The sequence below is a fragment of the uncultured Kluyvera sp. genome (genome assembly GCF_902485085.1).
In the GTDB taxonomy this organism is placed as follows: Bacteria; Pseudomonadota; Gammaproteobacteria; order Enterobacterales; family Enterobacteriaceae; genus Kluyvera; species Kluyvera ascorbata.
Window position 1 is genome coordinate 36023 of the sequence record NZ_CABTJS010000050.1, and the last position, 20658, is coordinate 56680.

General features: G+C 52.5%; 21 protein-coding genes. 4 read left to right on the forward strand and 17 right to left on the reverse strand.

Annotated features, from left to right (window positions below; genetic code table 11):
• Positions 1-37: 37 nt before the first annotated feature.
• On the reverse strand, positions 38-1408 hold the full coding sequence (gene dcuC / locus RDN66_RS06430; RefSeq protein ID WP_123650103.1) for an anaerobic C4-dicarboxylate transporter DcuC: 1371 nt from the start codon (positions 1406-1408) through the stop codon (positions 38-40).
• Between the two features lie 654 nt (positions 1409-2062).
• Between dcuC and pagP the strand changes: the two genes are divergently transcribed.
• Together pagP and cspE are read left to right on the forward strand one after the other, a co-directional pair.
• Positions 2063-2638: a lipid IV(A) palmitoyltransferase PagP gene (gene pagP, locus RDN66_RS06435; protein ID WP_374043994.1), complete on the forward strand. Its 576-nt coding sequence runs from the start codon at positions 2063-2065 to the stop codon at positions 2636-2638.
• Positions 2639-2798: 160 nt separating this feature from the next.
• A complete protein-coding gene (gene cspE, locus RDN66_RS06440) occupies positions 2799-3008 on the forward strand; it encodes a transcription antiterminator/RNA stability regulator CspE (protein ID WP_000034826.1) in 210 nt (69 codons plus the stop codon).
• Positions 3009-3067: 59 nt separating this feature from the next.
• Here the strand turns inward: cspE and crcB are convergent, their stop codons facing one another.
• Positions 3068-3442 (reverse strand): fluoride efflux transporter CrcB, encoded by a 375-nt coding sequence (gene crcB, locus RDN66_RS06445; RefSeq protein ID WP_035894338.1) that lies wholly within the window; start codon positions 3440-3442, stop codon positions 3068-3070.
• Positions 3443-3562: 120 nt separating this feature from the next.
• On the opposite strand from crcB, the gene RDN66_RS06450 reads away from it, so the two are divergent.
• Both RDN66_RS06450 and tatE read left to right on the forward strand, forming a co-directional pair.
• Complete coding sequence (locus RDN66_RS06450; RefSeq protein ID WP_035894337.1) at positions 3563-4351, forward strand: deaminated glutathione amidase; 789 nt, start codon at positions 3563-3565, stop codon at positions 4349-4351.
• Positions 4352-4477: 126 nt separating this feature from the next.
• Positions 4478-4678, forward strand: coding sequence for a twin-arginine translocase subunit TatE (gene tatE, locus RDN66_RS06455; RefSeq protein ID WP_035894336.1), 201 nt, complete (start codon positions 4478-4480; stop codon positions 4676-4678).
• A gap of 210 nt (positions 4679-4888) precedes the next feature.
• Here tatE and lipA read toward each other — a convergent pair whose 3' ends face one another.
• The 15 genes from lipA to leuS all read right to left on the reverse strand — a co-directional run bounded on the left by lipA (position 4889) and on the right by leuS (position 20488).
• Positions 4889-5854 (reverse strand): lipoyl synthase, encoded by a 966-nt coding sequence (gene lipA, locus RDN66_RS06460; protein ID WP_035894335.1) that lies wholly within the window; start codon positions 5852-5854, stop codon positions 4889-4891.
• A gap of 201 nt (positions 5855-6055) precedes the next feature.
• Positions 6056-7012, reverse strand: coding sequence for a YbeF family transcriptional regulator (locus RDN66_RS06465; protein ID WP_035894347.1), 957 nt, complete (start codon positions 7010-7012; stop codon positions 6056-6058).
• Positions 7013-7319: 307 nt separating this feature from the next.
• Positions 7320-7961 (reverse strand): lipoyl(octanoyl) transferase LipB, encoded by a 642-nt coding sequence (gene lipB, locus RDN66_RS06470; RefSeq protein ID WP_035894334.1) that lies wholly within the window; start codon positions 7959-7961, stop codon positions 7320-7322.
• Between the two features lie 99 nt (positions 7962-8060).
• Positions 8061-8324 (reverse strand): DUF493 family protein YbeD, encoded by a 264-nt coding sequence (ybeD, locus tag RDN66_RS06475; protein ID WP_035894333.1) that lies wholly within the window; start codon positions 8322-8324, stop codon positions 8061-8063.
• Positions 8325-8430: 106 nt separating this feature from the next.
• Positions 8431-9630 carry a D-alanyl-D-alanine carboxypeptidase DacA gene (gene dacA / locus RDN66_RS06480; RefSeq protein ID WP_123650106.1) on the reverse strand — a complete coding sequence of 400 codons (1200 nt, stop codon included), beginning with the start codon at positions 9628-9630 and terminating at the stop codon, positions 8431-8433.
• Positions 9631-9767: 137 nt separating this feature from the next.
• A complete protein-coding gene (rlpA, locus tag RDN66_RS06485) occupies positions 9768-10898 on the reverse strand; it encodes an endolytic peptidoglycan transglycosylase RlpA (RefSeq protein ID WP_035894331.1) in 1131 nt (376 codons plus the stop codon).
• 10 nt (positions 10899-10908) lie between these two features.
• A complete protein-coding gene (mrdB, locus tag RDN66_RS06490; RefSeq protein WP_202216243.1) occupies positions 10909-12021 on the reverse strand; it encodes a peptidoglycan glycosyltransferase MrdB in 1113 nt (370 codons plus the stop codon).
• Between the two features lie 2 nt (positions 12022-12023).
• Complete coding sequence (gene mrdA / locus RDN66_RS06495) at positions 12024-13925, reverse strand: peptidoglycan DD-transpeptidase MrdA (protein ID WP_035894328.1); 1902 nt, start codon at positions 13923-13925, stop codon at positions 12024-12026.
• 26 nt (positions 13926-13951) lie between these two features.
• Positions 13952-14419: a 23S rRNA (pseudouridine(1915)-N(3))-methyltransferase RlmH gene (gene rlmH, locus RDN66_RS06500; protein ID WP_035894327.1), complete on the reverse strand. Its 468-nt coding sequence runs from the start codon at positions 14417-14419 to the stop codon at positions 13952-13954.
• A 3-nt stretch (positions 14420-14422) separates the two neighbouring features.
• Complete coding sequence (gene rsfS / locus RDN66_RS06505) at positions 14423-14740, reverse strand: ribosome silencing factor (RefSeq protein WP_035894326.1); 318 nt, start codon at positions 14738-14740, stop codon at positions 14423-14425.
• Between the two features lie 260 nt (positions 14741-15000).
• Positions 15001-15612, reverse strand: a complete 612-nt coding sequence (locus RDN66_RS06510; protein ID WP_202216241.1) for an adenosylcobalamin/alpha-ribazole phosphatase — start codon at positions 15610-15612, stop codon at positions 15001-15003.
• Positions 15613-15635: 23 nt separating this feature from the next.
• Positions 15636-16295 carry a nicotinate-nucleotide adenylyltransferase gene (nadD, locus tag RDN66_RS06515; RefSeq protein ID WP_147281546.1) on the reverse strand — a complete coding sequence of 220 codons (660 nt, stop codon included), beginning with the start codon at positions 16293-16295 and terminating at the stop codon, positions 15636-15638.
• Positions 16288-17319, reverse strand: a complete 1032-nt coding sequence (holA, locus tag RDN66_RS06520) for a DNA polymerase III subunit delta (protein ID WP_202216240.1) — start codon at positions 17317-17319, stop codon at positions 16288-16290. The genes nadD and holA overlap by 8 nt, the downstream gene beginning before the upstream one ends.
• Positions 17319-17891 carry an LPS assembly lipoprotein LptE gene (gene lptE, locus RDN66_RS06525; RefSeq protein ID WP_202216239.1) on the reverse strand — a complete coding sequence of 191 codons (573 nt, stop codon included), beginning with the start codon at positions 17889-17891 and terminating at the stop codon, positions 17319-17321. The genes holA and lptE overlap by 1 nt, the downstream gene beginning before the upstream one ends.
• A gap of 14 nt (positions 17892-17905) precedes the next feature.
• Positions 17906-20488, reverse strand: a complete 2583-nt coding sequence (gene leuS / locus RDN66_RS06530) for a leucine--tRNA ligase (RefSeq protein ID WP_115074590.1) — start codon at positions 20486-20488, stop codon at positions 17906-17908.
• Positions 20489-20658 lie beyond the last annotated feature (170 nt).

Sequence of the window (20658 nt, forward strand, 5' to 3'; positions counted from 1 at the left end):
CGCCTTCAGGCGCCTTATTTATTTAGCCAATAAATGATTACGCGGCGACGCCGGGCACCAGAATCTCGGTGGCGATGATGACCGCGATGAGACCAATGATAACCGGCAGCGATGTGCGCTTAACCACTTCAAACGGAGATATTTTCGCCATACCGGCTACCGCTACTACCACGCCGGAGACCGGAGAGATAGTACGGCCGAGGTTAGAGGCCTGCAGCATCGGAATAGAAAGATACGCGGGGTTGACGCCGGAGGATTGCGCCAGCTTTGGAATCATCTCAACAAAAGCATAGAACGGTGCGTTACCGGAACCGGTGGTCATTGCTGCCAGCATTGTCAGTATAACCAGTACCAACATCAGTATAATGCTGGCGGAACCGAACGAGGTTGCGATGGAAATCAGGCTGTTAATAAAGCCGATAGTGCTCAGACCCTGGGCAAATACGCCCGCCGCAACCAACAGCATCACCACGCCTGCGAATGCATCAGCCATGCCGCGATAGGCAACTTCGAGGCCTGCAAACACGTTTTGGGTATTAAAGCCGCGCAGGAATTCCAGCACCGCGGCCAGCAGCATGCAGATAACCAGGATGGCAATAATATGCAGCTCCGGGCCCCATTTACCGTCAAAAATCAGTACCCCGACAATTGGCGTAAACGGCAGGATGGCATAGAAGCGAGGTGCCGTGGTGGTAATTTCACTGACATCCAGCATTTCGTGAGAAATATTCTCTTTTTTATCCAGGTAGCGCTGCCAGAAGAAATGGGTAATCGCCATAGCAATAATGGCAATGATGGAAATAGGCAGTGTGGTTTTAAACGCAAAATCAATCAACGGCATTTCTGCGGCTTTTGCCGCCAGCACCACGTCACCGGAAGTAGGGGAGAGAATAATGGCGGCGGGTGACGCACAAATAGCGGCGGCTGCACCACGGCTGATACCTACGTTAACCATCACCGGGAATAGCGTGCCCATCAGTAATACGCCAAGCCCGGTCGCTGAAGAGACGGCCAGCGACATCAGACAGGCCACAAAATAGGCGGCAATCATCAGTATATAAGGCGAGTTAATAAATTTCAGCGGCTTGGAGGTTAACTTAACGACCATATCGTTAGCGCCGATATGCGTCATATAAGCGGCAAAACCGCAGAGCATCATGATCATCATGCCGAGGTCGCCGCCGCGGCTCATCAATAAGATCTTGATATATTCAATAATATCGGTTGCAGAGTAACCGGTGCTGGTTTCACTGCTAGGTAAAATCTTGTGGCCCATCAATGCGCTGGCAATCAGTAGCAGTAAACCACCGACGAAAAGGACCCCCGTTGCAGAGTAACCTTTGATGATGTAGCGAGCCACGCCCACAATAACCACAACACCAATCAGGAGTTCAAAGAACGTTAACATTATTAACACCTATCGCCCAGTTGTAAAAATTGACGCAGTGCTGCATCAAAAGTAAGGGGTGAAATGTGCCGAAAAAAACGACAAATTTAGCTGATGAAAATCAATAAAAAGAGTAATTAAAGAAAGCGAAATGATCATTTGGTCGGTGTACTCACAAAGTGGAACATTGTCACCACAGTGAGTATAGCGTGCTGGTGGAATACTATACAGCCAGAGGAAATGAAATGTCACCTTACCATTTGTAGGGATAAAAGCCTGATAGCATCAGTTGTTGCGAAGAGGGATAGCATTCTTTTACAGGCGATTGGTGATGAGATAAAGCTGCATAAAAAACGCGCAAAATAATCCGTCATTTAATTATTAAGTATTTATTCTCATATTCCGAAAATAATATGTTAAGCATTTAGCCGATTATTATCAGAAGGCACTTTTTATTTATGGTTTTCTCGAGTCTGGACGAGAATGCTTATCGTTGGCAGTCAGTATGCATTATAATTTAGCTTAGGCCGTTAGGTTGGCTTGACAGTTTGTTTAGGAAAATTCTAATTTATAATTCAGATGAAGAAAAAAACTAAGTCGCTGCGGCGGTTAAGATATCATTAAGCTTACGTTTGATAGAATGTTCTTAATTAATCATTTTTTGGCAAGATTATCGTGTTAAAACTAAATAGATTTTTCGCACTGTTAGTAGTGATGGTAGGGTTTTTCGGTACCACTCTTTCTGCCCATGCGTCTTTTACCGGGACGATTAAGGATGGCTATAACACGCTGAGCAATAACATTGTACAGACCTGGGATGAGCCGCAGAACTACGATCTGTATGTGCCGGCGATTACCTGGCATGCCCGTTTTGCCTACGATAAAGAGAAGACGGACAAATACAATGAACGTCCCTGGGGTGCTGGTTTTGGTATCTCGCGTTGGGATGATAAAGGTAACTGGCATGGCATCTATTTGATGGCATTTAAAGACTCCTTTAATAAGTGGGAGCCGATTGGCGGCTACGGTTGGGAAGCCACCTGGCGACCGCTGGCGGACGATAATTTCCACCTCGGGTTAGGTTACACGATTGGGGTGACTGCGCGCGATAACTGGAATTATATCCCGGTACCGGTTGCACTGCCGATGGCCTCTATCGGTTATGGGCCCGCCACGTTCCAGATGACCTACATTCCCGGAACCTATAACAACGGCAACGTCTACTTCGCGTGGCTCCGTTTCCAGTTCTAAAACTGGCCTGGAGCACAGCTTACGGTAATGTCAACCCGCAAATAAAAGTTAGCGACATTTATCACTTTTTAACGAAGTTAGGCTGGACAAAACCCACGACAATTGTTGTACTGTTAACTGACACAGATTAGTGTCGTTTTTTCATATAAAGGTAATTTTGATGTCTAAGATTAAAGGTAACGTTAAGTGGTTTAATGAGTCCAAAGGATTCGGTTTCATTACTCCGGAAGATGGCAGCAAAGACGTATTCGTACACTTCTCTGCAATCCAGACCAACGGTTTCAAAACTCTGGCTGAAGGTCAGCGTGTAGAGTTCGAAATCACTAACGGTGCCAAAGGCCCTTCTGCTGCTAACGTTACCGCTCTGTAAGCGAGAATAGCAGTCAGAATTCAAAACCCGCTTAATCGCGGGTTTTTTTTATCTTTTTTCTAGCGGCTAGAGCTGAAAAGCCAGAAGGCCAGAGCGGTCATCGCAAATGAGCCCAGCAGGTTGACCGTAATATTCAGCAGCGCCCAGCTAAACTTCCCTGCCTGCAGTAAGAAGACCACTTCCGACGAGAAGGTGGAGAAGGTCGTCAGCCCCCCGCAAAAGCCCGTGGTGATGAGCAGCTTCCAGACCGGGTCTACCTGTGGTAGACGATTAAACCAGGCAAGCCCGGCACCAATGATAAACGCCCCAATCAGGTTTGCTGTTAACGTGCCCAGAGGGATGGCGTGATGCATGGGATTGAGTTTCAGGCTCAGCAGCCAGCGAGCCACGCTCCCGGTACCTCCGCCAATAAAAACGGCCAACAAAAGTTGCATCGTGCGAGTTTCCTGCCATTTTCTATTAATGGGTTCAGTTTAACGCTGAATAGATGAATCTGGCTATATACTCATCAGCATTCATCATATTGATATATTAGTAGAACCTGAGGAGTGGGGATGCGGGTAGCTGCAGGACAGTTTGCTGTCACGCCGGAGTGGCAGGTCAATGCGCAACGCTGTGTGGCGCTGATGCGCTCGGCAGCGGAGGCGGGTACGTCTTTGTTGGTGTTGCCTGAAGCGCTGCTGGCGCGCAGTGATACTGACCCTGATATGTCCGTGAAGTCGGCACAGCCGCTTGATGGCGGTTTTATGCAGCTATTAAAAGCGCAAAGCCGTAATGATTCAGTAACAACGGTGTTGACGATTCATACTCCCTCCAGAGAAGGTCGTGCGAGAAACACGCTGGTGGTGCTGCGTGAAGGAGAGGTGATTGCCCACTATCATAAACTCCACCTCTACGACGCATTTTCTATTCAGGAGTCAAAGCGGGTGGATGCCGGTGATGTCCTCCCGCCGCTGATTGAGGTTGAAGGCTATAAGGTGGGTGTGCTGACCTGCTACGATCTTCGTTTTCCAGAGCTGGCGTTGACCCTCGCGCTACAGGGGGCGGATATTCTGGCGCTGCCCGCCGCCTGGGTTCGTGGGCCGTTAAAAGAGCACCATTGGTCAACGTTGCTTGCGGCTCGTGCGCTGGATACCACCTGTTATATCGTGGCAAGCGGTGAGTGCGGGACACGGAATATTGGTCAAAGTCGGATTATTGACCCGCTGGGCGTCACTCTGGCTGGCGCAACGGCCGAACCGCAGCTGATTGTTTCTGATATTCAGCGCGAGCATCTTTTGAACGTTCGCCATCAGCTTCCAGTACTGGTGAATCGACGGTTTGCGCTACCGCAATTAACGTGACGTTTTTTTAAACAATGCTTGATTCACCTTGTTACAGATTGCTATTGTGTGCGCGCGCCAGATGACCGTTAATAAACCACAGTGATGTGGCGCATTCTGCAGCCTGTTTTTGAGAAGAAGGTATCTATGGGTGAGATTAGTATTACCAAACTGCTGGTAGTGGCAGCACTGATTGTTCTGGTGTTTGGTACCAAAAAATTACGGACTCTGGGTGGGGATCTGGGTTCAGCCATCAAGGGCTTCAAGAAAGCCATGAATGATGATGAAACCACGGCGCAAAAAAGCGCAGATGAGACCCCGGCAGAAAAACTCTCTCATAAAGAGTAAGCAGGGCAGCGTTTCACGTGGCGTGCCGATTTGCGTGCGCCATGCGCGGGTGTGAGCATCCGCGGAAGGGGCTACAGCGTAAGCACGTTGTAGCCCTTTTTCATGGAAATAACATTGCTAATATTGTCTTATTGAAACAATTTATTTCTGGTTAAGGCATAAAAAAGCCGCTTTCAGCAGAGAGCGGCTTTTTTGTTTCTGGCTACGGGCTTATTTAACTTCCATGCCTTTAGCCTGGAGATCGGCGTGGTAGGACGAACGCACGAACGGACCACAGGCTGCATGGGTAAAGCCCATTGCCAGCGCTTCGGCTTTCATCTCTTCAAATTCGTCAGGGCTAACGTAGCGTTGTACCGGCAGGTGGTGACGACTTGGCTGCAGGTACTGACCCAGCGTCAGCATGGTGACACCGTGGCGGCGCAGATCGCGCATTACTTCAATAATTTCCGCGTTGGTTTCACCCAAACCAACCATCAAACCAGACTTGGTCGGGATCTCTGGGTGGGCTTCTTTGAAACGCTCAAGCAGTTTTAATGACCAGTTATAGTCGGCACCTGGGCGAACCTGGCGATAAATACGCGGCACGTTCTCCAGGTTATGGTTGAAAACATCCGGAGGGGTTGCGGTCAGGATCTCTAACGCGCGATCCATACGGCCGCGGAAGTCCGGCACCAGGGTTTCAATCTTAATGGTTGGGCTCTTCTCACGAATTGCTGTAATGCAATCAGCGAAGTGCTGAGCGCCACCGTCACGCAGATCGTCACGATCCACAGAGGTGATAACCACATAGCGCAGCGCCATATCGGCAATAGTCTGGGCCAGTTTTTGTGGTTCGTTAGCATCCGGGGCCACCGGGCGACCGTGGGCAACGTCGCAGAACGGGCAGCGACGGGTACAGATGGCGCCCAGAATCATAAAGGTAGCGGTGCCGTGGTTAAAGCACTCAGCCAGGTTAGGGCAGGACGCTTCTTCACAGACGGAGTGCAGGCCATTTTTACGCATGGCTGCTTTGATACCCTGGATACGGGAGGAGTCTGCCGGAAGTTTAATTTTCATCCATTCCGGTTTTCGCAGCAGCGCTTCGCGCTCTGTTGCCACGTTTTTAACCGGGATAAGGGCCATTTTATCGGCATCGCGGTACTTAACACCGCGTTCCATCACAATGGGTTTACTCATAGCGTACGTGTTCCAGTTCCGAGTATCGAGGGAAAGCGTTTCAATTCAAGGGAATGTTGTATTTATCAACTATTTTTGAATTTATAGCAGGCAGTATACCATTTAAATGGGGCATAAAGCAGCCTACCGTGCCGGCAAATTGTAAAATAGTTGTTGAATAATGCTTTTTTGCCGGCTAAGGAAGGATGAGGAGCTGGAGGCTCAAAACGCCTGGTGGATGACGTTGATAATGTTTTGCATTACCGGGTCGCGCAGGCTGAGTTTGTTGTAATGCAATGAAAAGTCGACGCGTTCCTGCTGGAGCGGTTCGAAATCCAGCGTCTTCAACGGCCAGCACTGTTTGAAGATATGATAAAAGCGCAGCGGCATGATGCCGATCAGGTTGCTTGAGGCAATCAGTGACGCGATGGTGAACAGGTTGTAACTGCTTACGCTAACCTGGCGATCGGGAAGCATATCGCGAATACGTTTGTACTGGTCATTTTGCCCCGCACCGTCCATCGTCAGCAGCGTGTGCTCGTACTGCATCAGCGTGTCCAGAGAAGGTTCTTCATCAACTGCCGGGTGCTCGTTGCGGCACACCAACACCAGTCTGTCGCTGAATAGCGAATGACGTCCCAGCGTGCGCGGATTGTTATGTTCGTGGTTATCGATGATGAGATCGGTCTGAAACTGGCTGAGCTGTGCGTTTGCATCCGTCACGGCAACGTTGCGCAGCAGAACCTGCGGGTAGGTCTTTTTCACAATTTGGTAGATGACCGGCATGACAATGGCGCCCACGGAGGCGGCGGTGCCGATGGTGATGACCCGCTGCTTGTCGTAGCTGCCGTTCAGGTCCAGCGCCCCAAGAATCGACTCCAGACCCTGGCTGATATATTCATGAAGATGGGTAGCATAGGCCGTTGGTGTGACACCTTGACCTTTACGAATAAAAAGGGGATCGGGGAAGAGGAGTCTAAGTTTCTGAATTGACTGACTTATCGCAGATGGGGTGAGATTCAGTATTTTCGCAGCATTTACGATGCCTTTATGCACATATACCGCTTCAAATATGGTCAATAAATTAAGATCTATATTACGTAGCGTACGGAAAATTTGTGGCGTGTCATTTTCGACATTAAGGTTGGTTTTATTTTCAGGCTTATCGTTATAATCCACACTGCTTACCCCGCATTCATTCACACCATGAATGATAGTTTATCGTAATAATAATATTATTATTCTGGACGCCACTCGATCGCAAGATAAAAACGAGATTTTTGCGTTATGAGTCAATGCATTAGTAAAGCTAATGCATTGATGTGATCTATGTTTATATGCGTTTTTTTGCGCAAAATTGCGATCTACGATGCATTTTATGGCGAGAACATTCAAAAAAAATAGAGAATCATTCCCTTATTGTAAAGGGCAGCAGAAAAATATAGTGAATGGCCCAACGGATTATTGGGCCAAAATATATAATATATTAAGCGTTGATATATTCGTGAGGTGGATTGTTTAGCAGCGCTAAAAAATGGGAGACTAATCGTGGGGATATATTTTCCGGCTTCGCATCGTTAACCCATTGTGAAACCTGGGCCATTTCCATTCCCGCGTAACCACAAGGGTTAATTCTCAGGAAGGGGGAAAGATCCATGGCAATATTGAGCGCAAGACCGTGGAATGAGCAGCCTTTACGAATGCGCAGCCCCAAGGAGCAGATTTTTTTCTCGCCGACGTAAACACCCGGTGCATCGGCGCGCGGATGTGCCTCAATGCCGACTTCTGCCAGCGTATTAACGACAGTCTGCTCCAGAAGCGTCACCAGCTCTCGTACGCCTAGTTTGCGGCGTTTGAGGTTTAACAGAACGTACATCACCTGTTGACCCGGCCCATGATAAGTCACCTGACCGCCCCGATCGCTCTGAATCACCGGAATATCTCCCGGAACCAACACGTGTTCGGCTTTGCCTGCCTGGCCTTGCGTGAACACAGGCTGATGTTCAACCAGCCAGATTTCATCCAGCGTGGATTCATCACGACTATCGGTAAAATCATGCATTGCCTGAGAAATGGGTTCGTAGGGTTGCAGGCCAAGTTGACGGATCAGGAGGGTATTTAAGTCCAAAACAGCGTCTCCGCAGAGAGGGGAAATGATGGTTGCAGAGTATATCACAGGGAGAAGGGGGGAGGCGTTACCCGGCTGTGCCGGGTAACGGTGATGCGATTACAGCACCATACGGACGATTTCGATATTGCCCAGCTCTTCGTACAGCGTCTCTACCTGCTCAATGTGAGTGGCATTGATGGTAATGGACACCGAGTGGTAATTGCCTTTGCTGCTCGGTTTTATCTGCGGAGAGTAGTCACCTGGCGCATGGCGCTGTACCACTTCAACCACCAGGTCAACCAGCTCAGGTTTCGCCAGACCCATTACTTTGTAAGTAAATGGTGTAGGGAATTCAAGCAGTTCGTTCAGTTTGGTTTTCATGTCAGCTCCAGTGTTGAAAAAGAACAACTCCCGCCAAATGTGCGGGAGTTGTTTTTACTATGCATAGTATATGGGGATGGAAATCACACTTTCAAGTGGGTGATTTTTAACCAAACCAGTGGTGGAACATTAATTTAATGTAATCAATGATCTTACCGAAGAAGTTGCCTTCGGGAATTTCCTGCAGAACCACCAGAGGACGCTGATCGATGGTTTTGCCATCCAACTGGAAGTTAATAGTCCCCACAACCTGATTTTTCTGCAGTGGCGCATGCAGCTCGCTGGTGGTCAGCACGTAGCTGGCCTTCAGGTCTTTCATGCGGCCACGTGGAATGGTCAGATAAACGTCTTTATCGACGCCCAGGGAGGCGCGATCGGTGTCACCAAACCAGGCTGGCTCAGAAGCAAACTCTTTACCCGCTTTAATTGGGTTCACGGTTTCGAAGAAACGGAAGCCCCAGGTCAGCAGTTTTTTACTTTCGGTTTCACGGCCTTTGTAGGTACGACCGCCCATCACGGCAGAGACCAGACGCATCTGACCTTCAGTTGCTGAAGCGACCAGGTTGTAGCCTGCTTTATCGGTGTGGCCGGTTTTGATGCCGTCCACGTTCAGGCTGTTATCCCACAGCAGACCGTTACGGTTGAGCTGACGGATACCGTTAAAGGTGAACTCTTTTTCTTTATAGATAGTGTATTCGTTCGGTACGTCACGGATCAGCGCCTGGCCAATCATCGCCATGTCGCGTGCGGAACTGTACTGACCATCAGCATCCAGGCCGTGAACGGTCTGGAAGTGCGTGTTCTGCAGGCCCAGCGCGGTGACGTAGCTGTTCATCAAGCCAACGAAAGCATCCTGGCTACCGGCCACGTAGTCGGCCATTGCGACGCACGCATCGTTACCGGACTGCAGGTTAATACCACGGATAAGCTGAGATACAGGAACCTGCATGCCAGGCTTCAGGAACATCAGGGAAGAGCCTTTGAATACCGGGTTGCCGGTCGCCCAGGCATCGTTGCCGATGGTGACTAAATCTGACTCTTTAAATTTACCTGCTTTCATTGCCTGGCCGATGACGTAGCTGGTCATCATTTTGGTCAGGCTCGCCGGGTCGCGACGGCTGTCAGCATTCTGCTCAGCCAGAACTTTACCGGAGTTGTAATCAATAAGAATGTAGGATTCCGCGTCAATCTGCGGAACGCCTGGGATCATGGTTTTGATGTTCAGGTCATCGGCGTGGGCAGCGGAAGACAGTGCTGCGACGGAGAGCGCCGGAATGAGTAAGCGAGCGAAAAAAGAGGTCTTCATGGTCAAAACAACGACATCCGTGATGGAGTTAAAAAGTGCCTTACTATAGCAAATGCCCCACAGACAGGCATCCGACATCGTATATGAGTTTGTTAACGACTTTTACATATACGAAGATTCGGATACCTCTGAGCGTTCTAGTTGGCGTGAGTAATAAACGATTGCAGCTGCGCTTCGCTCTGCAAACGCTGTTGTATTGTGCTGGCCGCGCTTTTGCTGCCGAACGGGCCGAGCTGAATACGCCAGACCGCGCCGTTTTGCGTGACGCGGCCCGGGACGGAAAACTGCTGACTTAAGCGCTGTTGATACTGCTGTGCACGCGTCTGATCGCTAACGGCACCCACCTGAACGACGTAATCGCCGGTGGCCGCGGATGCGGTTGAGGCGGCGGCCGGGGCGGCAACGGCTGCGGCCGCTGGGGCGCTAACCGGAGCGGTGCTTGCTGGCGCGCTCACCGGTGCTGCCGTCGCGGCAGGGGCTGGTGTTGGAGCCGGCTCTTCCAGCACGCCGCTATTTAATGGCGTTGGCGCGCCAAGGAAGCCGCCGCTTTTCACCGGTGCGCCTTCGCCGTTGTCGGCGGAGGTCAGGGTATCGTTGCTGATCGCGCGAACGTCACCCTGTGGCGCGCTGGCCTGCGGGGCGGAAGAGGCGCTGCCCATCCCGCCACTCAGGTCCGGGCGGCTCGGCAGGGCGTAGGTCTGTTTCGCCACGGTGGTACAGGCCATGCCTGGACCGGAAAGTGAACCATCCTGAGCCACAATAATCGGGTCGATACGGACCTTGGTATTGTTGGAGGTGTTCAGACGGTCCGCTGCTGCGCGAGAAAGAGAGATTACACGATCGTTGCCATAAGGGCCGCGATCGTTAATGCGTACCACGATCATTCGACCGTTGGCCAGGTTGGTGATACGCGCGTAGCTTGGGATAGGCAACGTCGGGTGTGCCGCCGTCAACTGCGTCGGGTCAAAAGCTTCACCGGAAGCGGTCAGGTTGCTGCCCGGTTCGGCATCATAAATGGCGGCGAGACCGGCCTGGCTGAAGTTTGATGGGTCCTGAACGATTTTGTATTTCTTACCGTCACGTTCATAGTCCTGATTTGCGGTTGCATTCAGGGTCTCAAAGTGCGGATCGGCCCCGCTGATTTCTACCGACGGGCCGTTACATACCGCAGGTTGTGGTGCAGAGACGGTTTTTTGCTGAACATCATCGCTCGAACAAGCCGCCAGCAGCCCTGCCGCTATGCAGATCCCAAGCCATTGCTTACGCATTGAGCACCCCTTAGACGCTTTTTGACAACATTTTTCTGTGGGTGTGTATCGACATGACGATACCAAACCCGGCCATTAGTACGATTAGGGCCGAGCCCCCGTAGCTGACCAGCGGTAGCGGTACGCCAACCACCGGTAAGATGCCACTTACCATACCAATATTTACGAAGACATAAACGAATAAAATCAACATTAAACCGCCGGCCATCACGCGGCCGAAGGACGTTTGCGCCTGAGCGGCAATCCACAGTCCGCGCATAATCAGCAGGACGTAGAGCGCCAGAAGGATAAGAATGCCGATAAGACCCAGCTCTTCTGAAAGCACCGCGAAGATAAAGTCGGTGTGGCGTTCCGGTAGAAACTCGAGCTGCGACTGGGTACCGTGCAGCCAGCCTTTCCCGCGCAGGCCACCGGAGCCAATGGCGATTTTAGATTGAATAATGTGGTAACCCGCGCCCAGCGGGTCTGATTCTGGGTCCATGAGCATCATGACGCGCTGACGTTGATAGTCGTGCATCAGGAAGAACCACAATATCGGGATAAAGGCAGCGACCAGCAGAACGGCAATCAGAATTAAACGCCAGCTTAAGCCTGCCAGGAACAGTACGAACAGGCCAGAGAGTGCGATCAGAATCGAGGTCCCGAGGTCAGGCTGCGCGGCAACCAACAGGGTTGGCAGGAAAATCAGTACCAGTGCAATCCCAGTGTTTTTCAACGTCGGTGGGCAGACATCGCGGTTGATAAAACGCGCCACCATCAGTGGTACCGCGATTTTGGCAATTTCTGACGGCTGGAAGCGGACGACACCCAGATCCAGCCAGCGCTGCGCGCCTTTAGAGATTGCGCCAAAGGCGTCCACCGCCACGAGCAGGATAATACAGAAGATATAGAGCCACGGAGCCCAGCCTTCGTATACGCGCGGCGGGATTTGCGCCATCACGATCATGATGACGATGCCCATCGCAATCTGGCCGATTTTTCGCTCCATCATACCCATATCCTGGCCGCTGGCGCTCCAGATAACCAGAGCACTGTAGGTCAGCAGCGCCAGCAGAATGAGCAGCATGGCGGGATCGAGGTGGATTTTATCCCAAATGGATTTTTTGTTCGGATTATCCGTCATGTTTATTGGTCCTCCGATGCGGCGGCCGCTGGGTTCTCAGCCGGTAAATCGGTGTTGTTATCGCCCAACATAATGTGGTCGAGAATTTGACGCATAATGGTACCAACTGCCGGACCCGCACCGCCGTTTTCTAAAATAATAGCGACCGCCACCTGCGGGTCGTTATACGGTGCGAACGCGGTCATTAATTTATGGTCACGTAAACGCTCTGCAATACGATGGGCGTTGTACGTTTCGTTTGCCTTCAGGCCGAAGACCTGCGCGGTACCTGACTTGGCGGCAATTTTGTACGGTGCGCTGGCGAAATATTTATGCGCGGTACCGTTGCCACGGTTGGCAACGCCAAACATCCCGTCTTTGGCAATTTCCCAGTAGCCGGAGTGAATATCGCCAATAGGAGGCTCCGGCGGCTGTATCCATGGGACTTTTTTACCATTTTCTACCGTGCTGGACAGCAGATGAGGCGTTTTGGTAATGCCGTCGTTAATCAGGATCATCAGCGCTTTACTCATCTGGATAGGCGTCGCCGTCCAGTAACCCTGACCGATCCCCACCGGAATGGTATCGCCCTGATACCACGGTTTTTTAAAGCGTTTCAGCTTCCATTCGCGCGTCGGCATGTTACCGGAACGCTCTTCCGCAAGGTCGATGCCGGTGTAATCACCGTAACCAAACTTGCTCATCCACTCGGACAGACGGTCAATACCCATATCATAGGCGACCTGATAGAAGAAGGTATCCGCGGACTCCTCCAACGCTTTGGTGACGTTCAGGTGGCCGTGGCCCCATTTTTTCCAGTCGCGATAGCGTTTTTCTGAGCCCGGAAGCTGCCACCACCCTGGGTCAAACAGGCTGGTATTGCGGTTAATCACGCCTGCGCTCATGGCGGAGACGGCCACATACGGTTTCACCGTTGAAGCTGGTGGGTAAACCCCCTGCGTCGCACGGTTAACCAGCGGTGTGTTCGGATCGTTTAACAGGCCGCTGTAGTCTTTACTGGAAATGCCATCAACGAACAGGTTTGGATCGTAGCTTGGCATAGAGACCAGCGCCAGAATGCTGCCGTTGCGTGGGTCTGTGACTACGACGGCGGCGCGGCTACCGGCGAGCAGCGTTTCGATATACTGCTGGAGCTTCAGATCAAGCGTCAGGTAGATATCGTGCCCGGCCTGCGGCGGGACTTCTTTGAGCTGGCGGATCACGCGGCCACGGTTGTTAACCTCAACTTCTTCATAGCCGGTCTGCCCGTGCAGCATGTCTTCGTAATAACGTTCGATACCGAGTTTGCCGATATCGTGGGTCGCCGCATAGTTGGCGAGCTTGCCGTCTTTATCCAGGCGGTCAACGTCTTTATCGTTAATTTTGGAGACGTAGCCGATGACGTGGGTCAGGGCGGAACCATACGGATAGAAGCGGCGCTTGTAGCCCTTAACCTCAACGCCCGGGAAACGGTACTGGTTGACGGCAAAGCGCGCCACCTGCACTTCGGTGAGGTTAGTTTTCAGCGGAATGGAGGTAAAGCGGTGCGAACGTGCGCGCTCTTTTTTAAAGGCGGCAATATCATCATCGGAAAGGTCAACGACGCTGCGCAGGCCATCAATGGTCTCCTGCACGCTGTCGACTTTTTCCGGCATGATTTCCAGCTGGTAGATAGTGCGGTTAAGCGCCAGCGGCGTCCCGTTGCGATCGTAAATAATGCCGCGGCTTGGTGCGATAGGCACCAGCTTGATGCGGTTTTCGTTAGAACGCGTCTGGTAGTCGGTAAAACGAACGATCTGCAAATTGTAGAGGTTGGCAATCAGCACGCCGGTAAGCAGCAAAATTCCCAAAAAAGCGACCACCGCCCGGCGCACAAAAAGCGCGGACTCTGCCGTATAGTCGCGAAAAGAATTCTGTAGTTTCATTCGCTGCTTAATCTACCTAGGTCTCATTATTCGCGGTGGTAAGGGTGGTTGGTGGTAATACTCCACGCCCGGTACAAACTTTCGGCAACCAGCACGCGCACAAGCGGGTGTGGGAGCGTCAGCGTGGAGAGCGACCAACTTTGCTCTGCTGCGGCTTTGCATGCCGGGGAAAGGCCTTCAGGGCCGCCGATAAGCAGGCTGACGTCACGACCGTCACCTTTCCAGCGTTCCAGCTCGCGGGCAAGCTGTGGCGTATCCCAGGGTTTGCCTGGAATATCCAGCGTGACGATGCGGTTTTTTCCTGCGGCGGCGAGCATTAACTCGCCCTCTTTATCCAGAATACGTTTGATGTCCGCGTTTTTACCGCGCTTGCCGGCAGGAATTTCCACCAGTTCGAACGGCATATCTTTCGGAAAACGACGAAGGTATTCGGTAAACCCGGTTTGTACCCAATCCGGCATTTTGGTGCCGACGGCGACCAACTGCAGCTTCACAACTTAACCCCAGAGTTTTTCCAGTTCATACAGGCGACGGCTGTCTTCCTGCATGACGTGGACAATGACATCGCCTAAATCAACAACAATCCAGTCACCGGTATTTTCGCCTTCAACGCCCATCGGCAGCAAACCGGCGGCGCGGGATTCCTGGACCACATGATCGGCAATGGACATTACATGGCGGCTAGAGGTGCCAGTACAGATAACCATGCAATCAGTGATGCTGGATTTACCTTTAACATCAATGGAGATGATGTCCTGACCTTTCAAATCATCAATTTTGTCGACAACAAAATCCTGGAGTGCTTTACCCTGCAAGTGTTCCCCCTGGGGTGTGAAGATAAACAATATTAAACAGCCTGACAGTATACCCGAACTGAAAACATTATCGGGACAAAAAATCACCGAACGGGCGTTCTGGCGGGCTATCATCCCATCCCTTTACGCCGATTGCATCGCCATTTTTGTAAAACAATTTCTGTCCACAAGTGCAGGAGGGGGATGATTCTGGCTGCGGAGAATAACAGCCTGGCAATTGGTGTCAATGGGTGGACGGACGTCTGGTGAAGAAATCCGTTTTATTCCGCTTCAGGTAGCCAGATTGCTCTACTATTGAGCACCCGGAGGGTGACGAATTCCGCTGAAAAATCAATAACGCTCCACGCGCCGTGGTCGATGCGGAAATGCCACATTCCGGCCATCGGCATGCCGAGCAACAGCGCTGTCAGCAGGCTAAGTACGCCCTGGTGACTGACGATAAGTAGATGCTCATCCTGGTAGTGAGCGAGTTCGGCGGTAAATGCCGAGATGCGACGAGAAAAATCGGGAAAGCTTTCGCCGTTGGTCGGCGCGGCGTGCTGCCAGTCGGCGCACCAGGCGGCGTAGTTTTCTTTATCTTCAACCTGAAGGTCGCGGTGATGACGCATCTCCCAGTCGCCGAAAAACATTTCGTTAAGCAGCGGGTGTGGCGTGACGGGAATGTGACGATCGCCTAACAGTAGACGCGCCGTATGCTGGGTGCGCTCCAGTTCGCTGCACAGAACGCGGTCGAAGGGAACGTGATGCAGCATCTCACCGAGACGTTCAGCCTGCTTCATGCCTTTAGTGGTTAGCGGAGTAGGGGCATGGCCGCTGTATAGACCTGCTACGTTGGCTTCGGTTTCACCGTGGCGTACCAGCCAGATTTTCATCGTGCTTCCCCTTTAGCCTGGCGTTAGGCACCGTGGTGATAGAGTCCCTGATTCATGATGTAAGAGAGTACGGCCTCCGGCATCATCTCCTCGCAGGACTCGCCGCGCTCTAAGCGTTCGCGAATCAAGGTGGCGGAGACGTCAAACCACGGCGTTTCCGCGAGGTAAATTTTCCCGGCTGGCTGATTATGCAGGTCTTCGATATTGCTGGTGAGGTGGCGGTCGAGCCACTGCTGGTGTTCTTCCTGCTTCATGGTCAACGGATAGCCAGGTCGACGAGTCACCAGTAGGTGAGCGTTGTCGAGGATCGTTTCGTAACGCTCCCAGCTTGGGAAGGTAAGCAGTGAGTCCTGGCCGATGATAAAGGCGAGTGGTTGCTCTGGACCTTGCTCCTGTCGCCATTCCAGCAGCGTATCAGCCGTCCAGGACGGCGTATCACGGCGCAGTTCGCGTTCGTCGAGAACGAACAGCGGTTTGTCGGCAATGGCCAGTTCGACCATAAACTTGCGCTGTTCGCTGGTGGCTTCCGGCTGCGGGCGGTGCGGCGGCACGTTGTTGGGCATAATAATGACCCGAGACAGACCAATCAGGTTGGCCAGAATCTCTACCGGCTTAAGGTGACCGTAGTGAATGGGATCGAAGGTCCCGCCAAAAAGCGCCTGTAGTTTTGCCATATCATCCATCGATAAAAACGTCGGCCAGTGCTTTATGACAAAGCAGTAGCGACAAACTTTCCAGTTCAGCCCAGACCGACTGACCGTAATCTTGCTTAAGCGTAAGCTCCGCGTGGCTTAACAGCGTGACGGCTTGACGAAGCTGCGGCGCGCTAAGACGGTTGAGCGCATCGCCCACCATGCCACGACGGTTTTGCCAGACCCGATGCTTATCAAACAGCGAACGCAGCGGCGTGTGTACACTCTGACGTTTCAAGGTTACCAGCAACAGCAGTTCACGTTGTACGGTACGCAGCAGAATAACCGGCTCGCTGCCTTCTAATCGTAGCTGCTGCAGGATATGCAACGCGCGTTTGCTTTTACCGGCTAACAGGGCGTCGACCCAGTGGAAGGGGGTAAAGTGCGCGGCATCGTTAACGGCCTGTTCTACGCGAGGCAGCGTCAGCTTACCGTCCGGCCATAGCAGTGACAGTCGTTCCAGTGCCTGCGACAGCGCCAGCAGGTTACCTTCATAGCAGTAACACAGCAGTTGGCTGGCAGGTTCATCAAGCTGAAGGTTGTTCTGTTTTGCGCGGTTGGCAAGCCAGCGCGGCAGGTTCGCCGGTTCCGGCGTCTGACAGCTAATCTGTACGGCACGGGTGGCCAGCGCGGTAAGCCAGGCGGCGTTTTCCTGCGCTTTGGTCAGCTTGTTGCCGCGAACGATCAGCAGAAGATCGTCATGCAGCAGGCCGACCAGCGTAGCGAGCTGCTCGTTAATGGCAGCATTAGGGCCGTTTTCAGGCAGCAGCAGCAGCAGCGTCTGACGGCTGGCAAACAGGCTCATCGCCTGGCACAGGGAAAAGAGCTCATGCCAGTCGGTACTGGCATCAAGCGTAAAGGTATGATGCTCAATAAAGCCTTCGCTTACGGCGGCGTGCCGTATAGCGTCCTGGCTTTCCTGAAGGAAAAGGGGGTCATTACCGAGCAGGAGGTACGCCGCGCGCAGCCCTTCGGAGAGCTGCGCGCGGAGTTGTTCTGGGTACAACCGAATCATCAGTTACCCAGAGTAGTGGAGACACGAGCGCCAGCGGCAGGTTTGTCTGCCTGATTCGCCGCGCTCTCTTTGACATCAGCAACGTGTACGCTTGGCAGCTTACGAATGAGCTGCTCCGCTGCTCTTTGGTACATCTCTTGTACGATCATGTCCTGTTCGTTGTCTTTTGCCAGCGCTTTTTGCGGGTTGTCAAAGAATGAACGGAACACTTTGGTGTTGATCGGGAAAATATCCTGACCTGGGATCAGCACCGTAGCGTTGACCGTCATCACCATCTGGTACTCAGCAGTTTGACCATTCTGGAAGACGGAAGCGGTATCCTTCTGGATGCTGGATGAGCCAAGACGCAGAGACGGCACGTCCTGACGCGTCGTGCTCTGATCAAGCACGGTAATACCACTCGCTCTCAGCTGCTCGCGGACCGCGCGGCTCAGAGGGCCGTTAGGATCGCTGGACTGAAGAATCAATGTTTTCATATCGTCCGGTACCTGCGTAGTACTACGCAGATGCCAGCCGCATCCGGCGGTGACCAGCACCGCCAAAGATAACAACAATGTTGTCAGGTATCGCACGCTTCCTCCCGCGCTTAGCCAACGACCAGGTTAAGCAGCTTGCCCGGTACGTAAATCACTTTACGTACGGTTACGCCCTCAAGGTATTTTGCAACCAGGTGTTCCTGGCCTGCACGTTCACGCACTTGTTCTTCGGTCGCATCCACCGCAACGGTGATTTTACCGCGAACTTTACCGTTGACCTGAACGACGACCAGCGTGGTGTTTTCGACCATCGCTTTTTCGTCGGCTACCGGCCACGGTGCGTTATCGATATCGCCTTCACCGCCCAGTTCTTGCCACAACGTGAAGCAAACGTGAGGGGTGAACGGGTTGAGCATACGCACGACGGCCAGCATCGCTTCCTGAATCAGAGCGCGGTCCTGTTCGCCTTCCTGCGGTGCTTTCGCCAGTTTGTTCATCAGCTCCATAATCGCCGCGATGGCGGTGTTGAAGGTCTGACGACGACCGATATCATCGGTAACTTTAGCAATAGTTTTATGAACGTCACGGCGCAGAGCCTGTTGATCTTCGCTCAATGCATCAGTATTCAAGGCTGCAACCGGGCCACGTGCGGTGTGTTCGTAAACCAGTTTCCAGACGCGTTTCAGGAAGCGGTTAGCCCCTTCTACGCCGGATTCCTGCCATTCCAGGGTCATATCCGCTGGGGAAGCAAACATCATGAACAGACGCACGGTGTCCGCGCCGTAGCGCTCAACCATGACCTGTGGGTCGATACCGTTGTTTTTGGACTTGGACATTTTGCTCATGCCGGTATACACCAGCTCATGGCCTGCCGCGTCCTTCGCTTTTACGATACGACCTTTTTCGTCACGCTCAACGATAGCGTCAACCGGGGAAACCCAGTTACGTTCGCCGTTGACGCCCACGTAGTAGAAGGCATCTGCCAGCACCATGCCTTGACACAGCAGCTGCTTAGCCGGCTCATCAGAGTTCACCAGGCCTGCATCGCGCATCAGTTTGTGGAAGAAGCGGAAGTAGAGCAGGTGCATGATGGCGTGTTCGATACCACCGATGTAGATATCAACCGGCAGCCAGTAGTTTGCCGCTTTAGAATCCAGCATGCCTTCCTGATACTGCGGGCAGGTGTAACGCGCGTAGTACCATGATGATTCCATAAAGGTATCGAAGGTGTCGGTTTCACGCAGCGCAGGCATACCGTTAACGGTGGTTTTTGCCCACTCTGGATCGGCTTTGATCGGGCTAGTAATGCCGTCCATGACGACATCTTCCGGCAGAATAACTGGCAGCTGATCTTCTGGAGTTGGCAGCACGGTGCCGTCTTCCAACGTTACCATTGGGATTGGTGCACCCCAGTAGCGCTGACGGGATACGCCCCAGTCGCGCAGACGGTAGTTAACTTTACGTTCGCCAACGCCCATTGCAGCCAGTTTGTCAGCAATCGCATTGAAGCCGTCTTCGTAGCTCAGACCGTCGAACTCGCCGGAGTTGAACAGGGTGCCTTTTTCAGTCAGCGCCTGCTCGGAGAGATCGGGCTGGCTGCCGTCGGCTGCAAGGATAACCGGCTTAATGTTCAGACCGTATTTGCTGGCAAATTCATAGTCGCGCTGATCGTGACCAGGAACGGCCATTACTGCGCCAGTACCGTACTCCATCAGCACGAAGTTTGCAGCCCAGACCGGAATGGCTTCGCCAGTCAGTGGGTGAATTGCTTTAAAGCCGGTGTCGACGCCTTTTTTCTCCATGGTCGCCATGTCGGCTTCAGCCACTTTGGTGTTGCGGCATTCATCGATAAAAGCAGCCAGGGCTGGGTTGTTCGCAGCAGCCTGCTGTGCCAGCGGGTGGCCCGCAGCAACGGCCAGGTAGGTGCAACCCATAAAGGTATCTGGACGAGTGGTGTAAACGGTCAGCTTGTCGGCGTAGTCGTTAACGTCAAAGGAGATCTCAACCCCTTCGGAACGGCCAATCCAGTTACGCTGCATCGTTTTCACGGTGTCAGGCCAGTGATCCAGATTGTCCAGATCGCTCAGCAGTTCGTCGGCGTAAGCGGTGATTTTGATAAACCACTGCGGGATCTCTTTACGCTCAACTTTGGTATCGCAGCGCCAGCAGCAGCCGTCGATAACCTGTTCGTTCGCCAGTACGGTCTGGTCATTCGGGCACCAGTTCACCGCAGAGGTCTTCTTGTACACCAGCCCTTTTTTGTACAGCTCGGTGAAGAACTTCTGCTCCCAGCGATAGTATTCCGGGGTGCAGGTGGCCAGCTCGCGGCTCCAGTCATAGCCAAAGCCCAGCATTTTGAGCTGGTTTTTCATGTACGCGATGTTGTCGTAGGTCCATGGCGCTGGCGCGGTGTTGTTTTTTACCGCGGCGCCTTCAGCTGGCAGGCCGAACGCATCCCAGCCGATTGGCTGCAGAACGTTTTTGCCCAGCATGCGCTGATAGCGAGCAATCACATCACCGATGGTGTAGTTACGGACGTGGCCCATGTGTAGTCGACCAGAAGGATAGGGTAGCATCGACAGGCAGTAATACTTCTCTTTGCTCTCGTCTTCAGTAACTTCAAATGTGCGCTTCTCATCCCAGTGAAGCTGGACTTTCGATTCTATCTCTTCCGGGCGGTATTGCTCTTGCATGGCAGCCAGTGATCCTATTTTCAATACAGCTACAAATGTAGCCAATAGACGTGGTATTTCAGATCCGCATAGCATAGCCCAAACGTTCACGTCAAAACAGCCTTTCGCACATTATGGCGGCGAAAAGCTCTGGGTGACTTTTATCAACTCTGTGGCAAAGCTGGCAAAGC

What these genes read in the sequence shown, in the direction of transcription:
- lipA (WP_035894335.1), bottom strand. Translation starts at nt 5,854, where the DNA reads ATGAGTAAACCCATTGTGATGGAACGCGGTGTTAAGTACCGCGATGCC.
- mrdA (WP_035894328.1), bottom strand. Translation starts at nt 13,925, where the DNA reads ATGAAACTACAGAATTCTTTTCGCGACTATACGGCAGAGTCCGCGCTT.
- RDN66_RS06450 (WP_035894337.1), top strand. Translation starts at nt 3,563, where the DNA reads ATGCGGGTAGCTGCAGGACAGTTTGCTGTCACGCCGGAGTGGCAGGTC.
- leuS (WP_115074590.1), bottom strand. Translation starts at nt 20,488, where the DNA reads ATGCAAGAGCAATACCGCCCGGAAGAGATAGAATCGAAAGTCCAGCTT.
- crcB (WP_035894338.1), bottom strand. Translation starts at nt 3,442, where the DNA reads ATGCAACTTTTGTTGGCCGTTTTTATTGGCGGAGGTACCGGGAGCGTG.
- RDN66_RS06510 (WP_202216241.1), bottom strand. Translation starts at nt 15,612, where the DNA reads ATGAAAATCTGGCTGGTACGCCACGGTGAAACCGAAGCCAACGTAGCA.
- nadD (WP_147281546.1), bottom strand. Translation starts at nt 16,295, where the DNA reads ATGGATGATATGGCAAAACTACAGGCGCTTTTTGGCGGGACCTTCGAT.
- rlpA (WP_035894331.1), bottom strand. Translation starts at nt 10,898, where the DNA reads ATGCGTAAGCAATGGCTTGGGATCTGCATAGCGGCAGGGCTGCTGGCG.
- ybeD (WP_035894333.1), bottom strand. Translation starts at nt 8,324, where the DNA reads ATGAAAACCAAACTGAACGAACTGCTTGAATTCCCTACACCATTTACT.
- dacA (WP_123650106.1), bottom strand. Translation starts at nt 9,630, where the DNA reads ATGAAGACCTCTTTTTTCGCTCGCTTACTCATTCCGGCGCTCTCCGTC.
- tatE (WP_035894336.1), top strand. Translation starts at nt 4,478, where the DNA reads ATGGGTGAGATTAGTATTACCAAACTGCTGGTAGTGGCAGCACTGATT.
- cspE (WP_000034826.1), top strand. Translation starts at nt 2,799, where the DNA reads ATGTCTAAGATTAAAGGTAACGTTAAGTGGTTTAATGAGTCCAAAGGA.
- dcuC (WP_123650103.1), bottom strand. Translation starts at nt 1,408, where the DNA reads ATGTTAACGTTCTTTGAACTCCTGATTGGTGTTGTGGTTATTGTGGGC.
- mrdB (WP_202216243.1), bottom strand. Translation starts at nt 12,021, where the DNA reads ATGACGGATAATCCGAACAAAAAATCCATTTGGGATAAAATCCACCTC.
- holA (WP_202216240.1), bottom strand. Translation starts at nt 17,319, where the DNA reads ATGATTCGGTTGTACCCAGAACAACTCCGCGCGCAGCTCTCCGAAGGG.